The 26128-nt window shown below is 47.2% G+C and carries 24 protein-coding genes; 14 read left to right on the forward strand and 10 right to left on the reverse strand.

The genetic code is table 11. The features are described from left to right. Window positions 1-15: 15 nt before the first annotated feature. Entirely contained in the window at window positions 16-234 is a 219-nt protein-coding gene (locus MKX98_RS15095) for a hypothetical protein (protein ID WP_339223865.1), read from the reverse strand. 205 nt (window positions 235-439) lie between these two features. Here MKX98_RS15095 and MKX98_RS15100 point away from each other — a divergent pair, with 205 nt between their 5' ends. The 5 genes from MKX98_RS15100 to MKX98_RS15120 all read left to right on the forward strand — a co-directional run bounded on the left by MKX98_RS15100 (window position 440) and on the right by MKX98_RS15120 (window position 4627). Then, the gene (locus MKX98_RS15100; RefSeq protein ID WP_220685410.1) at window positions 440-1126 is read left to right on the forward strand and encodes a response regulator transcription factor; all 687 of its coding nucleotides are present in this window, start codon (window positions 440-442) and stop codon (window positions 1124-1126) included. Between the two features lies 1 nt (window position 1127). Further along, a complete protein-coding gene (locus tag MKX98_RS15105) occupies window positions 1128-2480 on the forward strand; it encodes a HAMP domain-containing sensor histidine kinase (RefSeq protein WP_339223867.1) in 1353 nt (450 codons plus the stop codon). Window positions 2481-2670: 190 nt separating this feature from the next. Then, window positions 2671-3042 carry a GntR family transcriptional regulator gene (locus MKX98_RS15110; protein ID WP_339223869.1) on the forward strand — a complete coding sequence of 124 codons (372 nt, stop codon included), beginning with the start codon at window positions 2671-2673 and terminating at the stop codon, window positions 3040-3042. After that, window positions 3039-3914 carry an ABC transporter ATP-binding protein gene (locus MKX98_RS15115; protein WP_194542490.1) on the forward strand — a complete coding sequence of 292 codons (876 nt, stop codon included), beginning with the start codon at window positions 3039-3041 and terminating at the stop codon, window positions 3912-3914. The genes MKX98_RS15110 and MKX98_RS15115 overlap by 4 nt, the downstream gene beginning before the upstream one ends. Continuing rightward, window positions 3911-4627: a hypothetical protein gene (locus MKX98_RS15120; RefSeq protein WP_339223870.1), complete on the forward strand. Its 717-nt coding sequence runs from the start codon at window positions 3911-3913 to the stop codon at window positions 4625-4627. The genes MKX98_RS15115 and MKX98_RS15120 overlap by 4 nt, the downstream gene beginning before the upstream one ends. 153 nt (window positions 4628-4780) lie before the next feature. On the opposite strand, the gene MKX98_RS15125 is transcribed toward MKX98_RS15120, so the two are convergent. Genes MKX98_RS15125 through MKX98_RS15135 form a run of 3 tightly spaced genes read right to left on the reverse strand, consistent with a single transcriptional unit; the run spans window position 4781 to window position 8757 of the window. Beyond that, on the reverse strand, window positions 4781-5872 hold the full coding sequence (locus MKX98_RS15125) for a GerAB/ArcD/ProY family transporter (RefSeq protein ID WP_339223872.1): 1092 nt from the start codon (window positions 5870-5872) through the stop codon (window positions 4781-4783). Between the two features lie 34 nt (window positions 5873-5906). Then, window positions 5907-7124, reverse strand: a complete 1218-nt coding sequence (locus MKX98_RS15130; RefSeq protein ID WP_339223874.1) for a Ger(x)C family spore germination protein — start codon at window positions 7122-7124, stop codon at window positions 5907-5909. Window positions 7125-7158: 34 nt separating this feature from the next. Continuing rightward, the gene (locus MKX98_RS15135) at window positions 7159-8757 is read right to left on the reverse strand and encodes a spore germination protein (RefSeq protein ID WP_339223876.1); all 1599 of its coding nucleotides are present in this window, start codon (window positions 8755-8757) and stop codon (window positions 7159-7161) included. A 213-nt stretch (window positions 8758-8970) separates the two neighbouring features. Between MKX98_RS15135 and MKX98_RS15140 the strand changes: the two genes are divergently transcribed. After that, window positions 8971-9522: a GNAT family protein gene (locus MKX98_RS15140; protein WP_339223878.1), complete on the forward strand. Its 552-nt coding sequence runs from the start codon at window positions 8971-8973 to the stop codon at window positions 9520-9522. Between the two features lie 80 nt (window positions 9523-9602). Here MKX98_RS15140 and MKX98_RS15145 read toward each other — a convergent pair whose 3' ends face one another. Together MKX98_RS15145 and MKX98_RS15150 are read right to left on the reverse strand one after the other, a co-directional pair. Beyond that, window positions 9603-10046: a DUF5367 family protein gene (locus MKX98_RS15145; protein ID WP_339223880.1), complete on the reverse strand. Its 444-nt coding sequence runs from the start codon at window positions 10044-10046 to the stop codon at window positions 9603-9605. Then, window positions 10043-10615, reverse strand: a complete 573-nt coding sequence (locus MKX98_RS15150; RefSeq protein ID WP_194542497.1) for a TetR/AcrR family transcriptional regulator — start codon at window positions 10613-10615, stop codon at window positions 10043-10045. The genes MKX98_RS15145 and MKX98_RS15150 overlap by 4 nt, the downstream gene beginning before the upstream one ends. A 348-nt stretch (window positions 10616-10963) precedes the next feature. On the opposite strand from MKX98_RS15150, the gene MKX98_RS15155 reads away from it, so the two are divergent. Both MKX98_RS15155 and MKX98_RS15160 read left to right on the forward strand, forming a co-directional pair. Continuing rightward, window positions 10964-12019: a helix-turn-helix domain-containing protein gene (locus tag MKX98_RS15155; protein WP_339223882.1), complete on the forward strand. Its 1056-nt coding sequence runs from the start codon at window positions 10964-10966 to the stop codon at window positions 12017-12019. Between the two features lie 144 nt (window positions 12020-12163). Beyond that, window positions 12164-12958 carry an SDR family oxidoreductase gene (locus MKX98_RS15160; RefSeq protein ID WP_194542499.1) on the forward strand — a complete coding sequence of 265 codons (795 nt, stop codon included), beginning with the start codon at window positions 12164-12166 and terminating at the stop codon, window positions 12956-12958. Window positions 12959-13062: 104 nt separating this feature from the next. On the opposite strand, the gene tatC is transcribed toward MKX98_RS15160, so the two are convergent. Genes tatC through MKX98_RS15175 form a run of 3 tightly spaced genes read right to left on the reverse strand, consistent with a single transcriptional unit; the run spans window position 13063 to window position 14689 of the window. After that, the gene (gene tatC, locus MKX98_RS15165) at window positions 13063-13806 is read right to left on the reverse strand and encodes a twin-arginine translocase subunit TatC (RefSeq protein ID WP_339223885.1); all 744 of its coding nucleotides are present in this window, start codon (window positions 13804-13806) and stop codon (window positions 13063-13065) included. Further along, window positions 13803-13988 carry a twin-arginine translocase TatA/TatE family subunit gene (gene tatA / locus MKX98_RS15170; protein WP_071221680.1) on the reverse strand — a complete coding sequence of 62 codons (186 nt, stop codon included), beginning with the start codon at window positions 13986-13988 and terminating at the stop codon, window positions 13803-13805. Before tatA ends, tatC begins: the two co-directional genes overlap by 4 nt. Window positions 13989-14005: 17 nt before the next feature. Next, a complete protein-coding gene (locus MKX98_RS15175) occupies window positions 14006-14689 on the reverse strand; it encodes a hypothetical protein (RefSeq protein WP_339223889.1) in 684 nt (227 codons plus the stop codon). A gap of 182 nt (window positions 14690-14871) precedes the next feature. Between MKX98_RS15175 and MKX98_RS15180 the strand changes: the two genes are divergently transcribed. From MKX98_RS15180 to MKX98_RS15195, 4 genes are all read left to right on the forward strand, one after another. Then, window positions 14872-15576, forward strand: coding sequence for a gluconate 2-dehydrogenase subunit 3 family protein (locus MKX98_RS15180; RefSeq protein ID WP_339224449.1), 705 nt, complete (start codon window positions 14872-14874; stop codon window positions 15574-15576). A 30-nt stretch (window positions 15577-15606) separates the two neighbouring features. Further along, a complete protein-coding gene (locus tag MKX98_RS15185) occupies window positions 15607-17319 on the forward strand; it encodes a GMC family oxidoreductase (protein ID WP_113060162.1) in 1713 nt (570 codons plus the stop codon). A 32-nt stretch (window positions 17320-17351) separates the two neighbouring features. Beyond that, a complete protein-coding gene (locus MKX98_RS15190) occupies window positions 17352-17732 on the forward strand; it encodes a cytochrome c (protein ID WP_071221684.1) in 381 nt (126 codons plus the stop codon). A gap of 131 nt (window positions 17733-17863) precedes the next feature. Next, complete coding sequence (locus MKX98_RS15195; RefSeq protein ID WP_339223891.1) at window positions 17864-18574, forward strand: alpha/beta hydrolase; 711 nt, start codon at window positions 17864-17866, stop codon at window positions 18572-18574. 259 nt (window positions 18575-18833) lie between these two features. Here the strand turns inward: MKX98_RS15195 and MKX98_RS15200 are convergent, their stop codons facing one another. Further along, a complete protein-coding gene (locus MKX98_RS15200) occupies window positions 18834-19679 on the reverse strand; it encodes an AraC family transcriptional regulator (protein ID WP_339224451.1) in 846 nt (281 codons plus the stop codon). A 267-nt stretch (window positions 19680-19946) separates the two neighbouring features. Here MKX98_RS15200 and MKX98_RS15205 point away from each other — a divergent pair, with 267 nt between their 5' ends. Continuing rightward, the gene (locus tag MKX98_RS15205) at window positions 19947-24362 is read left to right on the forward strand and encodes a glycosyl hydrolase family 8 (protein ID WP_339223893.1); all 4416 of its coding nucleotides are present in this window, start codon (window positions 19947-19949) and stop codon (window positions 24360-24362) included. A 274-nt stretch (window positions 24363-24636) separates the two neighbouring features. Continuing rightward, complete coding sequence (locus MKX98_RS15210) at window positions 24637-25989, forward strand: amino acid permease (protein ID WP_339223894.1); 1353 nt, start codon at window positions 24637-24639, stop codon at window positions 25987-25989. Window positions 25990-26128: the final 139 nt, after the last annotated feature.

Consider the following 26128-nt stretch of genomic DNA (forward strand, 5'->3'; position numbering starts at 1 on the left):
AAATCCTCCTAGTCTCTATTTAGTCAAAAGATCTTTCAGCTTACGATATTCCTTCTCATCAATTTCACCATTGGCCATTCGGTTCTTCAGAATCATAGCGATGTCATTCTTTTGATGACCGTTTTTGTAACGATAACGAATCGCGTATACTCGAACCGCCAGGAAAGAAAACAGCGTGAGACAAAACAAAGCGCCGAAAGGAAAGAACGAGAAGGCGTTATTTTCCAAACCCATATGTATACCTCCTTTATCATGGTGTGCGGGACGATCACCCGAAGTTGGGGCTGGTCGTGTGCGCAAATAGAAGCATACCAAACGAATATCTCAAACAAAGATGAAAAAAGATCACAAAAGTATAAACAAAACATCACAATACATAAGCTCTCGTTAGTTCTTGTTAAAAAAAATGATAAACTAGGAAAGCAAAGGTGGGATAAACATGAGCGTATCAAAGACGATTCTGGTTGTAGACGATGACCAAGATATTGTTGAGCTATTAAGGGATTTTCTAGAGAATGACCACTTTCAAGTGAAAACCGCTTGCGACACCGCTCAAGCGTGGAACATATTTAAGGAAAGCTCTGTTGATTGTATTGTTCTTGACATTATGATGCCGGGACAAAATGGATTTGAGTTTTGCCGCCGGATTCGCGGGGAGAGCAATATACCAATCCTGTTCTTGAGCGCTCGCAGCGATGATGTGGATAAGATTCGAGGCCTTACCCTGGGAGGCGATGATTACATCGTCAAAACCGCTTCGCCGGGTGAGATCGTTGCCAGAGTAAAAGCCGTATTGCGGCGTTCCGCTTCCCCACAACAATTGGATAACAGGGTTTTGGATTACGGCCGCATTAAATTAAACCTGTCCACTAGAGAAGTACTAGTGGATGGAAACAACATCGTGCTCACACCCAGGGAATATGAGCTGCTGCGATTATTTGCCGAACATCCGAGACATGTTTTCTCCTATGAACAATTACTTTCGAAGTTTTGGGATGGGGTGGGCGACAGGCATACAATTCGGGTCCATCTTAGTCGGCTTCGCGAGAAAATCGAAGCTGATCCGAATAAACCGCTATTCCTGGTCAACGTATGGGGAGTAGGGTATCGCTTTGAGGGAGGGTAATATGAGGTCACTCCGCATTCGTACGTTTACCATGCTTTGCTTCTTCTTTATCCTCTTATTGCCATGGATCTTCTTTGTTACTGCGCACTTTATGGAAACCAAGACACTCAGCTTCGAACTAGGTCGGCTGCAAAACGAGACCCTGCAACGAAATATATCGGAAATGACGCAGCGAATTGAATCGGACACAGACCAATGGACAGATCCAGTCTGGCAAAACCAATTGTATTCCGCGCTGCGTGAAGCGAAGATGGATGTGCTCATTCAATCCGCAGAAGATCAGGAAATTTATCGTTCCAATCCTGACCGACGTGGCACTAATTTATCAACCGAGCGGTTCTCCGTCATCGAGGACGGCCAGTTGCTGGGAAGGGTTATTCTGTACTTACCTAAGTCTAATCAATTTCAAGTGATGTCGGCTTTTGTCGGGCTGCTGCTTGCGATCTTTGTTGTCGGCATGGAAATGAGGCGATTCGTTCTCAAACCACTCGAGAAGATGGGAAATGCAGCAAGACAAATTGCAACAGGGGATTGGGATGTTCGGTTACCCATGTCCAGGGTCACCGAAATCGCTGAAGTCCGCGATGGATTCGATGTTATGGTCAAGGGACTTGAGCAATCCTATCGAAAACAGGCTGAACTGGAAGAGGAACGCCGATTCGTCATTGCGGCTGTTGCGCATGATTTACGGACACCGTTGTTCGCTTTGCGAGGCTACTTGGATGGTCTGGAGCAAGGGATCGCTCAATCTCCGGAGAAAATAGCCCAATATGTTGCAGTCTGCAAAGACAAATCGGCCCAATTGGATCGTTTGGTAGAGGATCTTTTCACTTTTACAAAAATGGAGTATGTGGAGTCGCAACTGCATACTAAAACGGTGGATTATAACCAGGTCGTCCGGAACTCGATGGATAGTCTGAGTCCGCTGGCTCGGCAAAAAGGAGTTTCCATCTCGTTCCATGTAACGGATCGGTGCATCATCCATGGAGATATGCATTTATTAGAACGAGCCATGAACAATCTTCTGGATAATGCCGTAAGACACACATCTGCGGGTGGTGAAATCGAAGTCCAGTGTAATAGAGTTGGTGATAAAGTTAAGTTTACGATACGCGATACCGGGCCGGGCTTCTCTGGGGAAGAGCTTGAGCGTGTATTTGAACCTCTATATCGCGGGGAAGCATCCAGAAGTCGTTCAACCGGTGGCAGCGGATTAGGCTTAACCATTTCACAAAGAATTGTTAGGCAGCACGGAGGTGAACTTGCCGCAAGCAACCAACCGGAAGGTGGAGCACTGCTTGAAGGATGGTTACCTGCAGCAGCTTCAGGACAGTTGGAATCAAATGGTCTATAGTCGTTCATATTACTTATTGCACGTTGAAAAAGCCGCGAAAATGCGGCTTTTTTTTTTTGAAGAAATCAAATGTATGTTAGATCCGGATAATTCTCCCTTTACAATTGCAGCACCATGTTGTACAGTTGGTTATACGAGTAATCAACCTAACGACTAAGGGGATGATAACGGTCAGAAAGGAGGCTTCACCTTGAAAGCTTTGTTGGATGAATCCCAGCCCATTTTTCAACAAATTGCTCAAATGATTATCGATGATATTGTGGATGGTGTAGTGAAGGAAGGGGAGCGCGTCCCTTCTGAGAATGAATTGTCCCGATTTTATAACATTAACCGTGCCACGGCGCGTAAAGGGCTTCAAGCCTTGGTTGACCTGGACATCATTTACAAGCAGAGAGGAATAGGAATGTTTGTAAAGGAAGGGGCCAGGAAACAGGTGCTGCGTGACAAACAAAAGCATTATCGGGAGTATTATATTCGTCCGATGCTGGAAGAGGCGAGGCGAATTGGCATGACGGTCGAGGAGGTTATGGAGTGCATAGTGGAAGAGGAGGGGAACTTATGATTTCTTTAAAGCAGGTATCTTTTTCCTACGAAGATGTTCCTGTGATCAAGGAATTGTCATACGTTGAACAAAATCCAGTCATTACGGGATTATGGGGACGGAACGGTGTGGGCAAAACGACGTTGATGAAACTGATTGCGGGGCATCAGATTCCTAGTCAAGGCAACATTGAGGTTATGGGCCACCGGCCATACAATAACCAGGAAGCCCAACGACATTTGTGTTACATGCAGGAAGATCATCCGTTCAGTGATATTTGGACCATTCGCGATGCCTTGCGGTTTTATCAATATTTCAAACCGAACTGGAATCAGGAATTGGCAGAAGAGCTGCTGGAAACGTTTAAACTGCCGCAGCATAAAAAAGCCAAGAAGCTGTCGACCGGGATGAAAACGGCATTACAGGTTGTGATCGGTTTGGCCAGCCAGGCGGATGTTACGATCTTGGATGAACCGACCAACGGGCTTGATGCAGGAATGCGAAAAAAGTTCTATGAACGGCTGTTGGATAGCTATGATGCGTTTCCGCGCCTGATCTTGGTGTCGACACATCAAATCGAGGAATTACAACCATTGCTGGAATCCATCGTGGTTGTTCATGACGGAAAGCTGCTGTTACATGAGCCGATGGAAGAGGTGCGGGAACGGGGGATCTGGATAACCGGTGAACACGATCGAGTGAATCAATTAATCAGTAACCAAAAGATCCTAAATGAAAGCACCATCGGTTCCGTAAAGAAAGTTATGATTGATGTCCCGTTCTCCGACGAATGGAGAGAGCTAGGCCGCAGTAATGGAATTTCCGTGGAGAAAGCGCATCTTCAGGATTATTTGCTTCATATGACGGATAATGTGAAGGAGGGGGTACGATGAGCTCGACGCACGGCACGTTTCGTTTAATCTATGAAGATGCAAGCTGGTTCTTGGGGAAGCTGCTTCTGTTGTACATTACGCTGCCATTAACAGCAGCCTGGATTATGATCGGGACATCCTTTGATATGGATAAGACACTCAGTTCTATTTCAAGCCCCGCATATTTTTTCTTTATCCCGTTCTATGGGGTCATGGGGTTCAAAAGCCTTCTGCCTATTGCTGTCAGCCTTGGAGGCACACGAACTCAAATGCTGAAAAGCTTTTATGTCATCGGCGTTTCAAGTGTATTTGTGTATATGTTAGTCTTAAACCTCTTACAATGTTTATTATGGACATTATACGATCGCGGAGTCAGCTCGGTATCCATTACGCATGCGGGGATGTTTCATTCCAGTGAGTACCAATTTTTGCCTTACTTATGGATCGATCTCATGGTCGGACTAATCTTGTTCGGCGGCGCTTTTTTTATCTACTGCATAACGTATCGTGCGGGCATGACAAGGACATTAATCGGTATCATGATCATTGCCATCGCAGCCATGTTTCTCTACTACTCGGGAGTGCTTGAAGTACCTATAGCATGGTTGTCGACATTAAATATAAATGCAATGACCGGTTTCACGATAGCCGGAATCGCAGGTTTAGCAGCGCTGTTAACCACCTATCCGATGATGCGTAACGCCTCACTGCAACCGAAACAAAAGAGAGAGTAACTGCAGCAACCTATCCGTGAACATATCCGGATAATAAGGACGCGAATATGTTCCCCTTTAAGTAGACAGTGTGTGAAAGGCGCATCAAAGTCTATTGGAGGGGGTTTTTTCTATGAGTTCAATACAAATTCTTGTAATGTATTGAGTTCCCAATCAGCCGGATTTGGAAGAGCGAGGCCTTTTGATTAAAATAATCAACGCTAGAATCAAAGGGACCCAGATCTGGAAGATAGGAAAATGGTATTTCAAATTTTGAGCAAACCCGATCCAGATATGATAAATAAAGTTCGGAGAGACGAACGAAATGGTAAAGATGAAAGCACCCACGATCACGGTTGTTTTTTTATGGCTGACTTTGATCAGGCTGGAAAGACCGAGTACGGCGCCGAGGTAGAATGCGGTCATTTTAACGAATATGCCAATATAGATCAGCAAGATGATTAACGGGTCCAAACGCTCCAGAAAATCGGCGATTTCAATGAGACGAACCGACCGAAGCAGCGGAAAAGTCGATATGCTTGTTATGGTAGGATCCAGAATCGCAAGATTTAAAATATTGAATATCAATAAAAAGATACCTACGAATATATAGGAAGACAAGGATGCCTTGGACAGCGTTTTCTTGTCTTCGAGATGACTCCAAAACATGAGAAATACTACGACCTGACCGAACGGAAAACTAATCACCTCCGGCAACGATGTTCGCAGCACAGGCAGAATTCCGTTTTCTAATATAGGCATAAGGCGCTCAAGATGAATGATATTCGAACCGAGGAACATGAGAACGATCAGGATATACCCGATCAGCGTGAAAGGGAGCAGGAATTCGGTGACGCGAAAGAATACCTCAATGCCTTTCCATACGGCATAACCGGACAGCAACACCATTAAGAGAATCAGGAAGTACAGCGGTGTGCTGGGGAGAAAGGAGATATTGATAATGTCCGCGAACTCGCGGGTATTCCTCATGGATTCATACGCAAAATAAACGATATAGGCTGCAGTAATGATGGACCCTAAATATTTGCCGAAGTGCTGATTTAAAATTTGGGGAAGAGCATGCTCCGAATTTTGGTTCTGGATATATAAATAGATGAACAGCAGTAACATTCCCGTGATCATTGCAACCAGCACGACCAGCCACGCATCTTGTTTAGCTTCAATCCCCAGTTCATACAAAGGGGTGCTGCCGATCATAAACAAGATGGTCATGGCAATGATTTGGTATTTACCGATCTTCTCCATTTGGGACCTCCTTGTTATAGGTATCGATAGCGTTCTACTTATTGGGTTCAATCAAATTCGAGAAGGGTTTATTGATCATATTCGTGTGTTCAACGGTGACTTTTACATTCAGTTTGAGTTCCAGTTCCTGGAGCGGTCTCTCCGAATTTGTAAGGTGTTTGCTGGCTGCAGGATATTTTCTGTGAATCATATCCATGAAACCAACCACGTCCACATTCAAATCCTTCATGCTCTTCCACGCAGCCAGCACTTCATCCTTGATCTGCTCGGCAATCGTATCCTCGAGTTTCGAAATAACGTCCGGGTTCGTCAAATCCATCGTACAGCTGGTTTCATCAAGAGCCCCCACTGTTTGAATATGGATCATCATGTTGACCGAACCATTCACCATTTTGGGGTCCACTTGGGTCGATGATTGGATGACTCGGTAACTCGACAACCGGGAAGCGTCTCGATCGCTGCATGGGGTAACAATGATCAGGTTTTTGACGCTGTTCGAGAGCCAAGCGACGCCTCTGCTTTCTTTTCGCTTCATCCATCCCACCAGCTTGTCTCCTCGAAATACGCCCAAATCGCCAAGTTTGAGTACCGCTTGATTACGGGTTGACTTTAAGGCATCCAAGTTAGATTGTTCCGCTTGATTGCCGGACACCCGTAACTCTGGAGCCATGGCGCTTTTGTACGGATTGGCGACCATGGATGCAAAATCAATCAATTTAATATTTTTTACTTGGGACAGATTTTCTTGTCCTTGGGTTATGACCCGTTGAATCGCGTTTCCTGTTATTTTCTCTAACGGAATGAGCACTTCCAATAATTTGGAGGCTTTATCCTTGGTCAGGAGAACCGACATCGTTTCCCGACTTTCCACCGGACGGAGGAAAAAATCAAGGATTTGCCGTACGCCTTCATTCCGGACGACTTGTTCATTGATAATCAGTACGGAGTTATGGGCAAAAAACAGCGCACGCGGCGCTTCTAAATTCGCGTTCTGCATAGCTTCGCGAATGGTCTTGCCCCTGGTGGAGAAGATGGTGATCGGAGATTGGCTTCCCCCGGCTCCGCCGCCGGTCTGGGTGGCGATGGACTGCGGAATGACGACTTGGAAGGAGATGACCCATTCATCCTCGCTGCGGTCTATGGACGTCGCCGATACAATACTAAGCGAGTTTAACTCTTGACTATCCCAGCAACCATTGAGCAGCAGCGAGGCAGCCAACATGAGAATCAGGAGATTCAACTTCCGGTTCATCTGTTCTTCACCTCCAAGTTATACCGGTTAAATATTATTTCTTGCCATTGGAAGGCGATGGACGCTGGTTCATTTTTTGCCGTTTCGCGTTATTACGGTTGATAAGGGTCGGTCTTGTCAGCATGGCCCACCATGGAACACGGACCAGAACGTCTTTTTGGTCTGAAGGGATAAACGGAGCGAACGGAGTAAGATATGGCAAACCGAATGATCGCAAACCGCATAGGTGGATCAGCATGGCGATTAATCCTGCCATAATTCCAAAGAGCCCTAAAGTTGCCGCCAATATCATAAAACCAAAACGGAGCAGTCTGGCGGAGTTGGCTATGCTCACAGAAGGCGCAACAAAGCTTGCGATGGCGGTAAATGCAACGATGATAACCATGGCAGCAGACACTAGGCCTGCCTGTACAGCAGCTTGACCCAGAACCAACGCGCCTACGATGGAGATCGCGGAGCCCATCGCTCTAGGCATTCGAACACCAGCTTCCCTTAATACTTCGAACGTAATTTCCATCGCCAAGGCTTCGACAACGGCGGGAAAAGGGATGCCTTCCCGCTGTGCTGCAAGGCTGATCAGCAAGGTCGTTGGCAGCATTTCTTGATGAAACGTGGAGATGGCAATATATAGTGAAGGGAGAAGCATCGATACCATAAAGGAAATGATGCGCAACAGCCGCAAAAAGGTCGCGATATCGAACTTTTGGTAGTAATCCTCGCTCGATTGAAACAGTTTGAAGATGGTGATGGGGGCGATCAACACAAACGGTGTCCCATCAACCAAAACGGCAACTTTTCCTTCCAGAATTGCACCAGCGATAGCATCGGGGCGCTCCGTATTAGTCATGGTAGGGAAGGGGGTGAACGTTGTATCTTGTATAAACTCTTCGATATACCCACTCTCCAGGATGCTGTCGGTATCGATCTGGTCTAAACGATTCAATATTTCTTGCACGATCTTATCATTGGCGATGCCATTCAAATACATAACGGCAACATCCGTTTGGGTGACGCGGCCAATCTTGCGGTCCACGATCCAGAGGTCTGGGCTTTTAATCTTACGACGGATTAAGGCCGTATTCGTACGAATATTCTCGGTGAATCCTTCTTTCGGGCCGCGAACGACGGTCTGAGATTGGGGCTCTTCTACACCGCGTTCCTCTCCACCGATAGAGCTGGCGATAATGCCTCGGGATGAACCGTCTATGAGAATGACAGTATTGCCTTCTAGCATGGCGGAGATCAGGGATTCCATATGCTCCAAATCGCTAATGCTGCCTATGGATAAGAAACGGTTTTTGATGATGGACAAGATTTCTGCAGGGTTAGAGGCATGCAGTTTTTCTTCGTAATCCTTTGAGGTTAAGGAATCCATAATCGAGTGATTGATGGTGAGCGTATCAACCAGTCCATCGATATAAATGACGGCCAGGGTGCAATCGCTTCCGAACATATGACTTAGGGTCCGAATGATGATGTCCCTACTGTGGCCGGTTTGTTCTCTGATTCTATGTAAATTCTGATCCAAGCGGTCGGAGAGACGAGAGGATTCGGCGGTTTGCACCGTTTGCTCGTTATGATGAAGCAGTGCCGTTTTCGAATGGGTTCGCTTTGTTCGTTTAAAAAAGGGCATGGGATCAGCTCGCTTTGACAAGATTCATACGATCTAAAGTTCCCTATTTCGGGTTTAATATTCTTTGCATGGTGAGGACTTCATCCATATTTGGAGGGTAGGTTAGTTTAACTATAAATGTTTTGTAGACTGACAGATCGGCGAATCGGTGGTACCTTATAATTAGCTGATTTCTCGTTAATAAATGGATGAATGGCTTGGAGGCCTAGGGCAGTGAAAAATAAGCTTGAAACACGGATCGAAGGGGACCGCATTGTGCTCCGTCCCGTAAGGGAAGATGAATTTGATGCCTATTTCGGATTATTGCAGGATGCTGAGTCTAACCGATTAACGGGAACGCAGCAGGCGTTTACCAAGGATTCGATTGCGGCCTGGATTCATAAAATCGGATACGCTCATGAGGATCGACTGGATATGATGATTGCGGAGAAGGAAACGGACGGTTTAATTGGTGAAGTGGTCCTGAACGAAATCAACCCCAACAACCGCAGCTGCAATATCCGCATATCGATTTCCGGTCAGCACAGCAATAAAGGATACGGCACGGAGGCCATGAAGCTCATGCTGCGTCATGGTTTCGAAATTTTACGTCTACACCGTATAGAGTTAGGTGTATATGCGTTTAATCCTCGGGCCATACATGTCTATGAAAAGCTTGGTTTTAAACGGGAGGGCATTCTACGGGACTCGATATGTTGGGACGGAAGATTCCACGATATGATTTTGATGTCGATTTTGGAGGAAGAATATCGGCAACTGCCATAGTTATTCGTATATGCTTTATATCAACAGAACAAAATTACACAGGCTAAAGAAGTCGCCAATATCGGCGACTTCTTTTTTTGCTATTTTAAAAGGAGTTTCACTTTCTTAATGAAAGGTGACGAGAAACGAAACTTCATGGGGCTCAGCCCAACCAGCAGAATCAAGCTGTATGCCCAGAACAGCCAGGCTGCCAATAGGGGGAGGCTCTGCTCTGAGATTAATGGGAAAGCGACATCATGGAAAAGAATCGAAAAAATGTCTATGAACATACCAGGCAGAGCAATCTGGACGGAACGGCGGGTACGATCTGAATACGGAACATCAAGAAATGAGAACAACGGAGCGATGCATCCATAAATTAAAGGGATGGCGGCAGCAAAACTCAAGACGGTTCTAAACGGGTGCCTGATATCAATCAGCAGGTTCCCCCCATAATGAAAGATGATCGTGGCGATCAGCCAAAGGGCGAAACCCCATAATAAGAAGAGACCAGCATGCCGGTTTTTGATCCGTTGTGCGTTCATCGCTTCACCTCATTGGTCATGAAATCAAAAATCACCTGCAAAGCGGTAAAAACATCCTCCTTCGGAAACTCCTCGTCCAACAAAGCCTGCACGGCCAGCCCGTCTATTATAGCATTCATTAAAATTCCCCACTGATCCATGGATATGTTCTTTATGGGCGATTCCCCCCACCGGGCTGTAAGAATATCAGTCAGATGTTTGTTTTCTTCTTGAATCATGGAACCCATTCGATTGCGGTTCTCTTTGATCTGAAAGCTAGCAGCTAATGAAGAGAAAAACAATCGATGGTAAACAGAATGATAATCGCATCTTTCCTTGGCTTCTTGTATGGCTTCTTCAACTGATCGATTGTTTTGCTCCACTGAAACCCATGAAGCATTACATAGGCTCTCAACGAGTTCAATTATTAATTGCTCTTTGGTTCGAAAATGGTAATAGACCGTTCCCTGGCTGACATTTGCTTGATCGGCCACTGCTTTCAAAGTTAATTTATCCATACCTTTTTCTGCAACACACTTTTGGGCAGCTTCGAGCAGTTCTTGTTTGCTGATGACGTTCGGTTTCGCCATGACCGTTTCACCTTCCTTGGATGTGAGTTATTCAAACAACTAACTCTAATGTATAAAAAATAAACTCGATTTGTCAAATGGAGGAATCGGAATTCGCTCTGTCTATTCGGGCGGAGGGTACAACGATCATCACTTGTATATTGTCTGCAATCTTCATTAATTTGCTGTATAATAACGTTTCGAGTATCACTCGCATGGCAAAAGAACGAAGCTATCAGCTACCGTGATGACTCCTGCAACTTGGCTGAGCTTAATCTAAGAAGTCCAATACAGGATGATAAACTTCATCCTTTACACGATCGAGAATAAATAACATTACAATAAACAGTAGTCAAAGGAGCATTATATATGAAGCGTTATACTTCTGACCGAATTAAAATCCCGCCGGGATTATGGGAAGGAATACACCAATTAGGCATTGCCGCCCAAGACGTGGCTCGCAAAGCGGAATTGCCGCTCGCCGTCATTACTGAGCCGGAAGTCACCACCGCCCAATACTTCGCGATCTGGCAGGCCTATTCCGATCTCATGGGGGACACTGCCCAAGGCATCATCCAGCTTGCGACCGTCTTTGAAACGGCGAAGTACCCGCCGACCGTCTTAGCGCCTTACCACGCTCGTGACTATCGGGATGCTTTAAACCGAATGGCTCGGTATAAGCAGCTATGTCCACCCGAAGGCTTGCTAATCTCCGAGGAGGGCGAACGATGTACCATCGAGCTGGAATGGCTGAACCTAAGCGATCAACCTGGTCCGGCGCTGCTTGTTGGCATTACACTGGCATGTCTTCTGGAGCTTGGACGACGGGGCACAGGTCAACCGCTGACCGCGCAATTGGTTGAATTTTCGCAGCCTATGGGCGATGTACAAGCTCTTGAAGCTTATTTTGGCTGTCGCATCCGGATGGGTGCAAACCGTAATCGATTAACGCTCTATCGAAGAGATCTGGACCGACCTTTTATCTCGTATAACGAAGAATTGCTGGAGATTCTGACTCCAGCTCTGGATCGTTCGCTTGATGAACTACAGAGCCACCGCTCCATTACTGACCTGGTCAAATGGATCATGAAACGCAGTCTCACAGGAGGGCGCCCTGACATTCAGTCAGTGGCGAAGGAGCTTAATATGAGTGATCGTACGTTACAGCGCAGGCTGACGGATGCAAATGCAAGCTTCAAGCAATTGTTGACACAAGCAAGACATGAGCAGGCCATCGAGTACTTGGCAGACCCCTCGCTCGATATCAAAGAAATTGCCTTTTTGATTGGATATGAAGATCAGAACTCGTTCTACCGAGCGTTCCGTCTTTGGGAAGGAGATACTCCATCCCATTGGCGCACTGAACATTTTAATAGTCCTTCGCTGTCCGAACACCGACAGGAAATGTTGACCATGGGTTCATAGCGTTTGGACATCAAAACACAGGTTTCTTTGTCAATTACAATTGGCGTGTTAAACAAGTACTTTGGCGCGATAAACTAGTTACCCAGCTATCTATACAATGTAATATGAACACTATCCAGAGCACAAAGGAGATATGTTTATATTATGGATATGGGATTAAACAATAAAACAGCATTGGTTACAGGATCTACGAAAGGGATAGGCAAGGCTATTGCCATTGAACTTGCCAGAGAAGGTGTCCATGTTCTTATCAACGGACGAAATGATGAAGAGGTACAACGAACCGTTAATGAAATCAAGTCGGATTTCCCGAATACAAGTCCTCAGAATGCTACCGCCGATTTGGTGGATATCGGGCAAAGAGAGGCTCTATTTGATAAATACCCTCACGTGGATATTCTGGTTAACAATATGGGGATATACGAAATCATGCCGTACGAGGATGTTAACGATGAAGTTTGGGATACCTACTTCCGTACGAATGTGCTTGCAGCCAACGGATTAACCCAATTTTATTTGCCCGGCATGCTAAAGAACGATTTTGGACGTATTATCTTCATGGCGAGTGAAGAAGCCATGATGCCTTCTGGACAAATGCCGCAGTATGCCATGACAAAATCCATGCTGCTATCCTTGGCAAAAAGCTTGTCCAAATTAACGAAAGGTACCGAAGTAACAGTCAATACGATTTTGCCCGGCCCGACTCTCTCCGAGAACGTGCAGGATATTATCGAGGGAATATACGCCAATGAAGATATGACCTTTGCGGAAAAAGAGAAAGCTTTCATGAGTACAAACCTGCCTCAATCCGAAATTCAACGATTTATTAGGCCGTTCGAAATCGGTAGACTGGCTGCATTCCTATGCAGTCCTTATGCATCCGCGTTTAAAGGTTCACCAATCCGTATGGATGGGGGAATGGTGCCTACGATTTTCTAACCTTATTATATATATCTGCTTATATATTAAAAGCTTGGGATCTAAAAGAGATCTCCAAGCTTTTTTAGTATTCATACACAGCGTCCCTGATCCGAAGCTGGTTTTTACTCACCTATTAATTCCAGCCTGGTCAGTCTTTTCTGATATACAATTCGAGACAATCCAACGCTGATCTCATATAGAAGGAACAGGGGCACAATGACGAGGATGTCCGACACGAAATCCGGCGGTGTAATGGTTACGGCTGCAATCGTCAGCAGCAAATAGGAGATTTTCCGCATTTTAGCTAAGCGGAGCGGATTCAGAATGCCAATCGAGGTCAAGAACATGATAACGACGGGCATTTCAAACAGCACACCAAACGGTACGGTCATATGCACCATAAAACGGAAATATCTCTCGGCAGTATAAGCTGTTATGAAATGGTGCGACAGCGAATCCAGGAAGGACAGGACCATGGGATATATGACAAAGTAGCCAAAGGCCAAACCCAATAGAAAAAGGGCTCCGATCGCAGGGATGTAAGCCAGGGATGCACGCCGCTCAACAGTACTCAAACCGGGTACGACGAACCGCCATACCTGAAATCCGGCAACAGGCATCGTCACCGCAAGAGCTATAACGCCTGCAATCATGAAGTATACCCAAATCACGTCCGTTGGTCCCAGTATTTGAAGCTGACCCTCCACGTCGCGAGTCAGCATTTCATACAGCGGTTCAACATATAGAAAAGCGGCACAAAGGGCTACCAAAAAGGTGCCCAATGTGATGAGAATCCGCTTGCGGAGCTCTGTTAAGTGCTCTATTATATGCTGCTCCTGTTCTTGTCCCTGCTCGTGCTGGGTCATTTCAATTTATCTCCATCATGGATATCTTCGCTCGAAACCAGTTCACGCGTTGAGTTTTTGAACTCGCTTAGTGTTCGACCGAAGGCACGGCCCAGTTCAGGCAGCTTCGAAGGACCGAAAATAATCAAGGCGATCAACAGAATGAGGATCAGCCCTGTCACTCCGATGTTTCCCAGAGGCATATGATCAACTCCTTTATTTATTTTTTATCCGATGCCATATGCAGCAGCTCAGTAATATCTCTGGCGATCGACTCGTCGCGCGGCGCATCATGCAGCTTCGAGGCAATTCGGTCGATCAGCGCAGGAGCTTGAGGATTCGTTACCGTTAGAATTTGCACTTCTTCATTAAACATGTTCTTCACTTGCTCTTTGGCTTGCGACATATTATCGTTGTCCACGTTCTTTGCTCCGCTTACTCCTTCATCCGGCTCGCCTTTGCCTGACATTCCTTCCGTCTGACTTAACACCTTTTGCTGCATGTTGTCATAGTGGTTAGAAGAAACGCGTGATTCTGCACGTGCCAGAATAATCGTGTCATTGAGGACAAAAGCTTTCACTCCATCAATGCCCAGACCTGCAAGTCTTGACTGAACATGGGAAGAGACGCCGCCTTCATGCAGGCTGGATGAGCCGATCATGCTGTACACGGACATGCCCATCCCGCTTGTGGTATTGCCATGGACATTGGTTGTTTCGGTTTTCGGTCCATGATAGCTAGGGATCACGTCGGTGCTGTGCAAGTGAACGGCATCGGCATTATGCTGATCCACGGATTGCGCGTTTTGTTGATTGTCGTCGGTTTGATTTAAGCAGGCTGTTAAAGAAAGAAGCAGTGCCGAGCCCATAATCGGGCCTTTCCACCTGCTCCACAATTGATTCATGAGCATTCGCCTCCATATCGGTTAGTAATTTTATCATGCCCGGATGGAGAATAATGTATGAATGAAATTTTGATGGGGACAATACCCATTATTCAAAAATGAAGAAGAGTAGGGGTGCTGAGAGTTTGAGCGAACAAGACGAACAACAAACCAAACCATCGAAGCCTGACGGCTCGCAGACGATGACACGGCGGAAGTTTCTGAGAAACTCCGGTTATGCCGTGGGAGGTGTCGTGCTGGGCGGTGTACTCGGATATCTTTTGCCGAAGCGGGAAACCCCGCCTGCAGCACCGGCACCTGAACAGAATGATAACAACTACAACCAAGCATTAATGTTCTTTAACCAGGAGCAATACAGGATCACGGAAGCAGCCGTAGAGCGTATTTTTCCTGCGGATGAGAACGGTCCGGGCGCTAAAGAACTCGGCGCAGCCTTCTTCATCGACCATCAGCTGGCCGGTGATTGGGGGTTCAATGCAAGAGATTATATGCAGCCCCCATTCTATGTTGGAGAGAAAACGCAAGGTTATCAGGGCCGATTAAGACGACGGGAGATATTCTACATTGGTCTACGCGAGATTCAGAACTACAGCCAAAAGAAGTATCAGAAAGATTTCCCTAGCCTGTCACCAGAGGAACAGGATGCCGTGTTAACTGCCTTCCAGAACGATGAGGTCAAATTGACAACGATCTCGGCCAGCGGGTTCTTTAACCTGCTCCGCAGCAGCACATTGGAAGGGGTCTACAGTGATCCGTTGTATGGCGGGAACAAAAATATGCAGGGCTGGACGATGCGTCAATATCCGGGTAACCAAATGGCTTACACGAATATTATTGAGAAGAATTTCACCGTCATCCCGCCGAAGAGTTTAAAGGATCACCTATAACAGCTCATCTATAGCGAAAGGAGTACGCATATGGCCAAAAAATTACCGAAAACGGATGTTGTCATTATCGGCGTCGGCTGGGCTGGCGGGATTATCGCCTCGGAATTGACCAAGAAGGGTTTATCTGTCGTCGGTTTGGAAAGAGGTAAAGAAAGGGTAACGGAAGACTACTACATGGCTCACGATGAGCTCCGTTACGCGCTCCGGTACGATTTGATGCAGGACCTTTCCAAAGAAACGATTACATTCCGGAGCACCGAAAAAATACGTGCACTACCGATGAGGCAGTATGGATCGTTTCTGTTAGGGGAGGGACTTGGGGGAGCCGGCGTGCACTGGAATGGGCAAACGTTCCGTTTCCTTCCCTACGATTTTAAAATCCGGAGCATGACGGAAGAACGATATGGGAAAGATAAAATACCGCCGGAAATGACGATCCAGGACTGGGGTATTACCTACGATCAGCTCGAGCCGTTTTTTGATAAGTTCGAGAAGACGACCGGCATCTCCGGCGAGGAAAATCCCTTGGCAGGAAAACGTTCGAATCCTTACCCAACACCGCCTATGCTGCATACGCCATCCATGAAGATGTTTGCGGATGCTGCGAAAAACCTGAAACTCAATCCGTATACGGTTCCTTCAGCCAATCTGTCGGAAAACTATACGAACCCGGATGGCATTTCTCGAGCGGCTTGCCAGTATTGTGGATACTGCGAGCGGTTTGGCTGCGAATACGGAGCGAAAGCGGATCCTGTCGTTACCGTGATTCCTGTTGCGAAAAAAACCGGAAAGTTCGAAATCCGCACCCATTCCTATGTTCGTAGAATTCTGCATAAGGGTGGTAAGGCAACGGGCGTCATGTACACGGACCTAACGACCGGGGAGGAAATCGAACAGCCGGCCGATATCGTCGTCTCGACGGGATATGTATTTAACAATACCCGTTTGATGCTTCTCTCGAAAATCGGCAAACCATACGACTCGTCCAGCGGGACGGGCGTGATCGGCAAAAACTATGCCTATCAGGTGATCAAGGGGAATGCCGCCGGATTTTTTGAGGACAAATTCAATCTGTTTGCAGGTGCAGGAAGCCTAGGGATGAGCGTGGACGATTTTAACGGCGACAATTTCGATCACTCAGACCTGAAGTTCATTCATGGGGGGAATATTGCCCATACGGTAACCGGACAAAGGCCTATTCAAAACAATCCTGTTCCGGAGGAATCACCGCGTTGGGGCAAAGAATTTAAGGCGAATTCCTTGAAGTATGCCAACAGTGTACTGACCGTAGGGTCTCAAGGTTCTTCGATGCCTTATCGGCATCATTACCTGGATTTGGATCCCACCTATAAGGACGCATTCGGAGACCCGTTGATTCGAATCACGTTTGATTTCGAAGAGCAGGATCGCCAGTTGGCCAGGTATCTTTCCGATCGCTGCGCGGAGATTGTGCAGGAGATGGGGGGCCAGAATATCATGAAATTAAAGGAACTGGGACCTTACGAAATTACGACATACCAATCGACTCATAATACCGGCGGGGTGATTATGGGAGAGAACCCTGGCAATTCAGCCGTCAACAACTACATGCAAATGTGGGATATGGAAAACTTGTTTGTGGTAGGCGCATCCGCTTTCCCGCATAATAGCGGCTATAATCCGACCGGCACGGTCGGGGCTCTTGCTTATCGCACAGTGGATGGAATTATGGAATACAGCAAAAAGGGCGGGCTGTTAGTATAGCTTGCATTTTACAAAAGGAGGCAGTTTCAACCATGTTCAGAAAAGGATTACTGTTAGTATTGCTATTGACTTTTGCTCTTGCTGTGGTGGCATGTGGTGGTAATGATGCAGCAGATCCGGCTCCGGCTCCTGCAGAAAACGGCGGACAAGCACCAGAGGAAGGAGCAACCGGCGGGGATGCCAACAACGATGCAGCTATGACGCTGTACAATGCCAACTGCATGGCTTGCCATGCTACCGACTTAGGCGGGGGCGGAAATTTCCCCAGCCTTCAAAATGTAGGCTCCAAGCACGACGCTAGCGAAATTGCAGGTATTATTTCAAATGGGCGCAATGGAATGCCGGCATTCCAAGGCAGGCTGACGGAAGACGAAATTAATGTGCTGTCTCAATGGTTGGCTGCCAAAAAATAAGGTGAACCGGATATGAAATTAAGAGGACCCTCATGCTACAATGCAGATATAAATCGCGTTGTGGTTATGGGGGTTTTCTCACATGGTTACAGCGTAAGAATGGAATACTTTTGGAGGTGGATTGTGAAGTCATGACAGAAACGTTCGTATCCTCCTATAGCACATGCTCGATAAAGTGCCGGACGGTGGTGTGCTTTTTTGCCGGTGTCCTGACCTATCGAAATAATTTTGAAGATGCTGCAAGCGAGGTTGCCCGAAGATATCCGAATGCCAAAATCTTGATGATCTTTCCTTACGGGATGGCAATCGGCATATCGGGTTCCTCGTTAGTCCGTCTACTTGCCCGGCAGCTTACGCAAGTCGGCTATGATTTGGTTCGAGAGCAGTCTCAGCGGGTTATGGAAGCAGGACAGATCATCCATGAGCATGCAGCTGGTTCGGAGCAGCTGATCCTGATCGGGCACAGCGCCGGAGGCGTGATCGCTTATAAGGCAGGTCTTTATTTGGAGGAGAAGTTTAATTATCGGGGAATCCATGTGTTTGCTGTAGGATGTCCAAGGTTTTATTTGAAGGATATTCCTTACAATGACCGGTTTACATATATCACGGGTCAGAATCCGGACAGGATCACTAGAATTGGCAGTTGGCGCATGCCGGGTTCCAAGGTGTACCGTGGAAGGCCGGGGCGTGAGATTCAACTGGATTTTAATCCGGATCATCAAGGATGGCGGTTTCATGCCTCTTATTTTCTGAAATCAGCCTGGACGGATTCAAACGAAGCATTCCATACCAATTCAGTCGATCTTATATCCAAAATCCATGAATTGCACCCCGAAAGATAAACATCACGTAATAAATGTTATGTAAACCAAATGTACAAGCATCCACTGGCAGATAGAGTGGGTCCATGGTGTATTGTATGTACAAAAGAAACCGTTCCTCTCGTTAATGGTTTGGGTCGCCCCTCCATTTTACCAAAGAACGGTTTCTTTGCGTCTAGAAGTAAGCAATCTGCACGCGTAGCGGAGAGGACGAATCGATTCCGGACAAGCGTCAGCGCTCGCCTTTGCGCCCACATTTCATCCTTGCTCAGAACGTTGTTTACAGCTGTATATTCGTCTGATGAATTTTACGGAATTTCAGGGGAGTGAGACCGATTATGGTTTTAAACGTGCGACCGAAATGGGTTGAATTCTCGAAGCCGACGCTTTCGGCGATATCTGAAACTTGCATATTGGATTCTTTCAACAAATGACACGCTTGCTTGATCCGTACGTGATTCACATACTCGATCAGGGTAAACCCCGTCGATTCCTTGAAGGTTCGGCTAAGATGGGAGGGACTTACATGGAACCGGCTGGTGAGTTCCTCTAAAGTGAGGCGCTGGTCGTAGTGGTGATTGATAAAGTGAGCTATATGGGAGATACGCTGATGAACCTGGTTGGTAGAGATAGTTATGTATTGGCGGCCGCTGTTCAGAATACGGTGGATGAACACCAAAAGCTCGGATAACAGGATTTTGAGATAGAAATTCGACTCTGGGGATTCGTTAGCCGATTCGGCGGCCATCCTCGCAAAGAGCCCTTCGACATACCCCTGTTCCTGACCCTTTAAACGGATGGAACCGGAACCTGCTTGGAAAGGGGAGAGGGGATGAAAAGACGGATCCTCGGTCAACAACCTGCCTAAAAACTCTTCTTGAAAGAGCAGGGTTACTCTTTCGAATGGGGCACCGTTAGGATTGATCAGACGGTGTCCGTCGTTCTTGCGAATGAGCAGCATAGAACCGCCCACGAGCTGAAACGGCTGGCTTCCAATACAATAATGCAGCTCGCCTGAGACAATGTACAGAATTTCATAAGCGTCGTGATAGTGGAATGAAGGAATACTCGATCGGGATTTGCTCTCTCGACTGATATAAAAGGGATCGGAACAAAAAAAGTTGATGTCAAATCACCTCTCACGAAATCCGGTTAGGTCATGATGTCCTCATTGTACCCGAAGCCTCCTGAATTGTTAATCAAAATAACAGCAGGATATGTTGAAAATGGCCATTTTTAAATAAGATCCCGCGAGAATCCCGAGAAAACATGGGATATATTCAAGAAGGCGGGGTTCATATCGAATCCCCAAGCCAAACCGTTCATATTTGAACGGGAAAGGGGTTGCAAAGTCATGCGAATCAAGAAGAAAAGAGGACGGAATGCAAAGCGAATGTTCTTATTGTTTTTAGCATTATTGTTGATCCCCTGGACACTGCCGGCAAATTCTCATGCCGACTCCGTGACGTCCAAGCCCGAGCTAGCCTCTGATGGACCGGGGAAAGCGGCAGAAGCCATAATCGCCGAATGGGTCTTCAAGAACAAGGGAGAAGGAGGCATCCATCCTGCAACCGGAGGACTCAACAAGTCTTCCTCCATCCTCCAACAGGTCGGAGGATATTTTGAATACTACGACAGTAAAGCCCAAGACATCAGCTATCAGGGCTGGGACAATGGCCAGGGCAAGAAATATTGGTTGGCCATGGTTCCTACGTCAGCCTACAAGAATGTCAAACTATCCTCGGAGCAAAGCTCTTCGGGTTCTGCGCCTAACGATTTCAAAGTACAGGTAAGCACCGACCGAACGGTATGGACTGATGTTCCGGGAGGCACTGTACAGATGAATATCGTTTCGAGTTACAATTGTCCGAATCAAGCCTGCTTACTCCGCAACCTCCCCCTGCCGAATGCAGACGATAAGCAAATGCTGTATATCCGCTGGGTGGTTAACTCCAATAAGCCAACCAACCCCAAAGATAATCCGAATGGCATTGGATCGGGAGGTTCCAGTAAAATTCGGAACATTCGCGTAACCGGGGAACCGATATCCGGAACAACGCCTGAACAGCCTACCATCGACGTATCCTATGTGCCGGAACAAGGTGCCGAAAAGGTAGCCGTGACAACGCCGATTGAGGTTAAGTTCAACAAACCGATCACGGTAACGGCCAAACAGGACATCACGGTACGGGATGGCCAGAATCAGCCTGTTTCAAGCATTGCCGTCGAAGTCATAAACGAGACGACATTGCGTATTAGGCATAGCGGATTAGGTCAAGGGAAGAGCTACAGGGTAACAATACTCCAAACCGCGGTCCAAGGAAAAGACGGCTCCCCTCTGCTTCGAAATATCGAGTGGAGCTTTACGACTGTAGGAGCCGTCTCTCAGCCGAAACTTATTAACATGACCCTGAACGGAGATCCAAAAACGAGCATGGCTTTCGCCTGGTACACGGATACGTCGGCCGCAACGAAAGTCCAGGTTGCCGAATCAACGGGAACCGGAAACCTGTTTCCGAAAGAGGGATTTCTTGAATTCACCGGCTCCTCGGAGGAAATTTCGACGTATATGACCAAGAGCGACAGAACGACCGGAAAGAAGAAAAAGTTTTTCAGCCATAAAGCAAGCGCGAATGGATTAAATCCGGGAACGGATTATGTATTCCGGGTAGGCGATGGTTCAATATGGAGCTCCGTTGGATCGTTCACAACCGATACGGCAACACCGAAGCCATATCGGTTTATCGTGGGAGCCGACTCTCAAGCCTCAAGCAAATCAGGCTTTGAACCATGGGCGGATACCTTCAAGAAAGCCTACGAACATATGGGCAACCCCAAATTTCTGATCAATGCCGGCGATCTGGTCGATAATGGCGACTTGGAGGAGCAGTGGCAGTGGATGCTCGGACTCGCGCAGGAGCATCTGATGAAAGTGCCATTTGTACCCGTACTGGGCGGACACGAAGTATCGGATTGGGACGGGGATGCCACGACGCCGAATAATAACTTTTACAACCATTTCAATCTGCCGCGGAAAGTGGTGGATGCGACTCATGATGGGTCGGTTTATTCTTTTGAATACGGCGACGCGCTTTACATGGTGTACAACTCGCAGTTTGACGGCAAGCTGAATGAAGACGGCTCCGTCGATTGGGACGACGATCAGCATGAACAATTTTGGAACCAGATTGATTGGATGAGGAACACGGTGGCGAAGACCGACAAGAAGTGGAAGTTCGTCACGCTTCACAAAGCGCCTTATGCAGCCGGCGATAATTCCGCGCAATGGGAAGGGGATCGCGTTGAATTTTACCGGAAAAATCTGATTCCTGTTTTTGACGAGCTTGGCATCGATATGGTGTTCGAGGCTCACGATCATATGTACATGCGTTCCTTCCAAATGTATGGGGACAAGGTCATCGATCCGAAAAAACTGGAAAAAGACGAAGCAGGCAATGTCGTCAATCCTCAAGGAACGGTGTATCTGATGTCCAACGCGTTTGGAAACAAATTCTATTATAAAAACGAGCCGTATGACGACTACTTCGCAGCGATTAACAATCAGCCGAAGAAAAAAATGTTTACGGATGTGTCGGTTTCGGATCAAATTTTGAAATTCGATGCCTACACGGCTGCTATTGAAGATGAAGGAAAGAGCGGATATGGGAAAAATGGGCTGAAGGTGTACGATCATTACGGTATCAAACGAACAGACACCAAACCGAATCCGGTAGAGGGAGCACAGGTTAAGCTCCAAGGTGCCAAGGCTACGTTGACCTGGAAGACACCTTCTTCGAGCAATGAGCAGGTAAGAGGATTCCGCATTTATGAACAGGATGACAAGATCAGCAAACATTGGAGCCTTTATGTGCCAGTGAAGTCGGGAACGTCCCAGTACAGCGTCGTTATCGACAAATTGAATCCGGATATCCAATATAATCTGGTGATCAAGTCCGTTGGCAGAAGAGACAATTCAAGCCCAGTCACCGTAAGCACTTCGGATCATGCCGAGGGGAATGAACCTCCATCTGCTGTGGATGGTTTGGCGGGCAAAGGCGTGTCTCCTTTTCAAATCGACCTGACCTGGAGAGCACCTTCCGGCAAAGCGCCGGATCGGTATCATATATACCGCAACGATCGTCACGTTGGAACAACCAAGGAAATAACATATGCCGATACCGGGCTGACGCCCGAAACGGAATATCGGTACAAGGTGACTGCCGTCACTATGGGAGGCGTTGAATCACTGCCGACTGCAGAAATTCGCTTGAAAACGATGACTTCTTTGCAAGGCACCGGGCCTTACAAACCGTTCCCGCAGCATACAGCCTACAGCTCCGGCTCGATCAAGCCGAATCATGTGCAACAAGCGCAGCTGGATGCGACCGTTGCCCGGCTGTTTGATGAATGGAAGCAGAAATACTTGAAAAAGAAGCCGTATCTCCAATCTTCGGAGCCGGATCAGTACTACGTCTGGTATGCCGACGGGGACTGGTTTCAAGAGGAGTATGACGAGGAGCTGAAGGTCAATTATCAACCCATGACCGTTTCGGAAGCGCACGGATACGGGATGCTGATCACCGCACACATGGCGGGTCATGATCCTAAGGCCAAGGCTTATTTTGACGGACTATATCGATATTTCAGAGCACATCCGAGCAAGATCAACCCGGAGCTGATGGCTTGGAAGCAGGGCGACACAGGTCAGGCCGTCGTAAATGTCGGCGGTGTTGATTCGGCCACAGATGGTGATATGGATATCGCGTACGCTTTGCTCCTTGCGGATCGCCAGTGGGGAAGCGACGGTGAGATCAATTACCTGTCCGAAGCCAAAAAAGTAATCGATGCGATCATGAAGAGCGATGTCAATCACGCCGAGTGGACGTTGAAGCTTGCTGATTGGGTGAGCGACAACGATGCTAAGTATGGCAGCGCTACGCGTCCTTCCGATTTTATGCTTCAGCATTTGAAAGACTTCAAAAATGCGAGCGGTGACGCCAATTGGGATCGGGTCATCGACAAGACCTATTCCATCAGCGAAGGAGTATACAAAAAGTACAGTCCGAATGCGGGGCTGCTGCCCGACTTTGTGGAGAAGAAAAACGGCAGCTATGCACCGGCAGATCCGGAATTCCTGGAGTCTGAAACAGACGGGGATTTCAGTTATAACTCTTCGCGCATTCCTTGGCGGCTCGGCACGGACGCTCTTATGACCGGGGAAACCCGTGCGAAAGAGCAGCTAAATAAAATGACGTCATGGATTCGCCAAGTGACCGGGGATGATCCGGGAAAAATATATGGCGGCTACAAGCTGGACGGGTCAAAAGCACTCGTGAATTATACGGATACCTCATTTTCTGCGCCAATGATGGTCAGCGCCATGATTAATCCGGCGAATCAGCAGTGGCTCAACCGATTATGGGACCACAACGCCTCCATTTCTACGAACGATGACGTTTATTTTGGAAACACGCTGCGTCTTCTAAGCATGATTGTCGTTTCGGGTAACTGGTGGTCACCGACCATCGCGGATACCGAAGCGCCGATCCAGCCAACCATCGAAGAAGCGGTAGTCGTATCCGATTCATCCGTGGAACTGAAGTGGACGCCTTCATTCGATAATGCGGGAATTGCAGAGTATAAGGTTTATCGGAATAATACCGTCATTGGAACGTCGAATACGACGGATTATAAGGATAGCGGCTTGACGCCGAATACAACGTATCAATATTTTATCGTTGCGTACGATACCTCAGGTAACATGTCCAAAATCAGCAATGTCAGAATCGTCTCGACGGGGAAGCCATGAATGTAATGCGATGATGACCGTCCCAAAAGCACTGTACTCATATTAATCGCAAAAGCTGGCGGCAATCATATCGAGATGAATAAAGAGCCTGGGGCCACCCGGGCTCTTTATTGTCCGTTCTCGAAAACAATCTGTTAACCGTTGTTAAGGAATAAGAGGCATTAGAACGATCATGCTTCCTTCTTAACTTTGCGAATTTCTTAAGTTGTTTCCTTAGCAGAAAAGGTTATACTTATCAATAGGTTAATTTGAAAGTCATCAGGGGGATATGTTAATGGCAAAACAAGATGAAGTTTCATTACAGAAGAAATTGAGGCCAAGGCATATCAGCTTTATGGCAATGGGCGGTGTAATCGGCACCGGGATATTTAAAGGAAGTTCCGAGACGATCAGTCTCGCCGGTCCGGGCGTAATTTTCTCTTATATCTTTGCAGGACTGCTGCTTCTGGTGGTAATGGGAGCAATGACAGAAATGGCTACGGTGTATCCGGGCCGGAACATGAAAGATTTTGTACGGGAAGCCTTTGGAAAACGGGTTTCTTTTGTCATGGGCTGGATGTATTGTTTCATGTGGCTCTCGGTATGCGTGATTGAAGTGATTGCGGCAGGCAGCTTTCTGCAATACTGGTTTCCTGAGGTTCCGCTGTGGCTGCTCAGCCTAGCAAGTGCTGCGCTCATTATTTTAATTAATATGATGAGTGTTGGAAGCTTTGGCGAAGTGGAATTTTGGCTTGCCGGGATCAAAATCGCCATGATTATTAGTTTTATTGTGCTGGGAAGTTTTCTGATGTTTGGTATTATTCCGAGTTCAGACACCCCATACCTTCAAAATTTCACCGCTCACGGCGGTTTTTTACCAAACGGATGGTTCGCCATATTCTCGGCTCTGCTTGTCGTTACCTTTTCGTATGGCGGCTCCGAGCTGATCGGTCTCACATTAACCGAGACTGAGAATGCGGAGAAAATCCTGCCGAAAGTCGTGCGCAATTTTATTTTGCGGGTAATTTTGTTCTTTACGCTGCCGATTCTGATCATATGCGGATTGATTCCGTGGAATCAGCTCGGGGGAGAGGCAAGTCCCTTCGTTCAAGTGTTGTCCGCTACGGGATTGCAGGGAACAGCTCACATTATGAATTTTATTTTGGTGACGGCTGTGCTGTCGGCAGCCAACTCCGGTATCTATGGTGCGACGCGCATGATTTATTCCATGGCAGCTGCCGGGGAGGCTCCACGAAGCCTGGCCAAGACCACGAGCAAAGGCATCCCGCTTAATACGCTGAAACTCTGCGCGATCATACTATTAGCGGGTTCCTTGCTTGGATTGATTGCGCAAGACCAGCTGTTTCGGGTTCTGATGGCGGTGCCGGGGTTTGTCGTTGTGCTCGTGTGGATCTGCATTTGCTTCTCGCAGCTGAAGCTGCGCAAAGCTTATCCGATGCAGCCCAGCTTTAAGGTATGGGGGTTCCCCTATATAACCGGCGTAACTGCGCTCTGCCTGTCGGTGATCGCTGTCCTGTTTCTGATAGACGGACAGAACCGGGTCAGCATCAGCGTATGTCTGTCCGTCTTGCTGCTATTGGTTGTCTGGTCCCTCATGAAATTCAAAAAAGGGAACAGACGCGGATAACGGAGCGGATGTCGGGCTTCAACTTCACGGTCATCGGACAAGCATAAAAAAGTGTCATGATTCGATTGCAAGCCATATTGCAGCAATCAAGAAAAGAGAATATAGAAAGAGAAGGCGGCAGAGGAATCAATCCTCTGTC

This window comes from Paenibacillus sp. FSL W7-1332 (assembly GCF_037969785.1).
In the GTDB taxonomy this organism is placed as follows: domain Bacteria; phylum Bacillota; class Bacilli; order Paenibacillales; family Paenibacillaceae; genus Paenibacillus_AQ.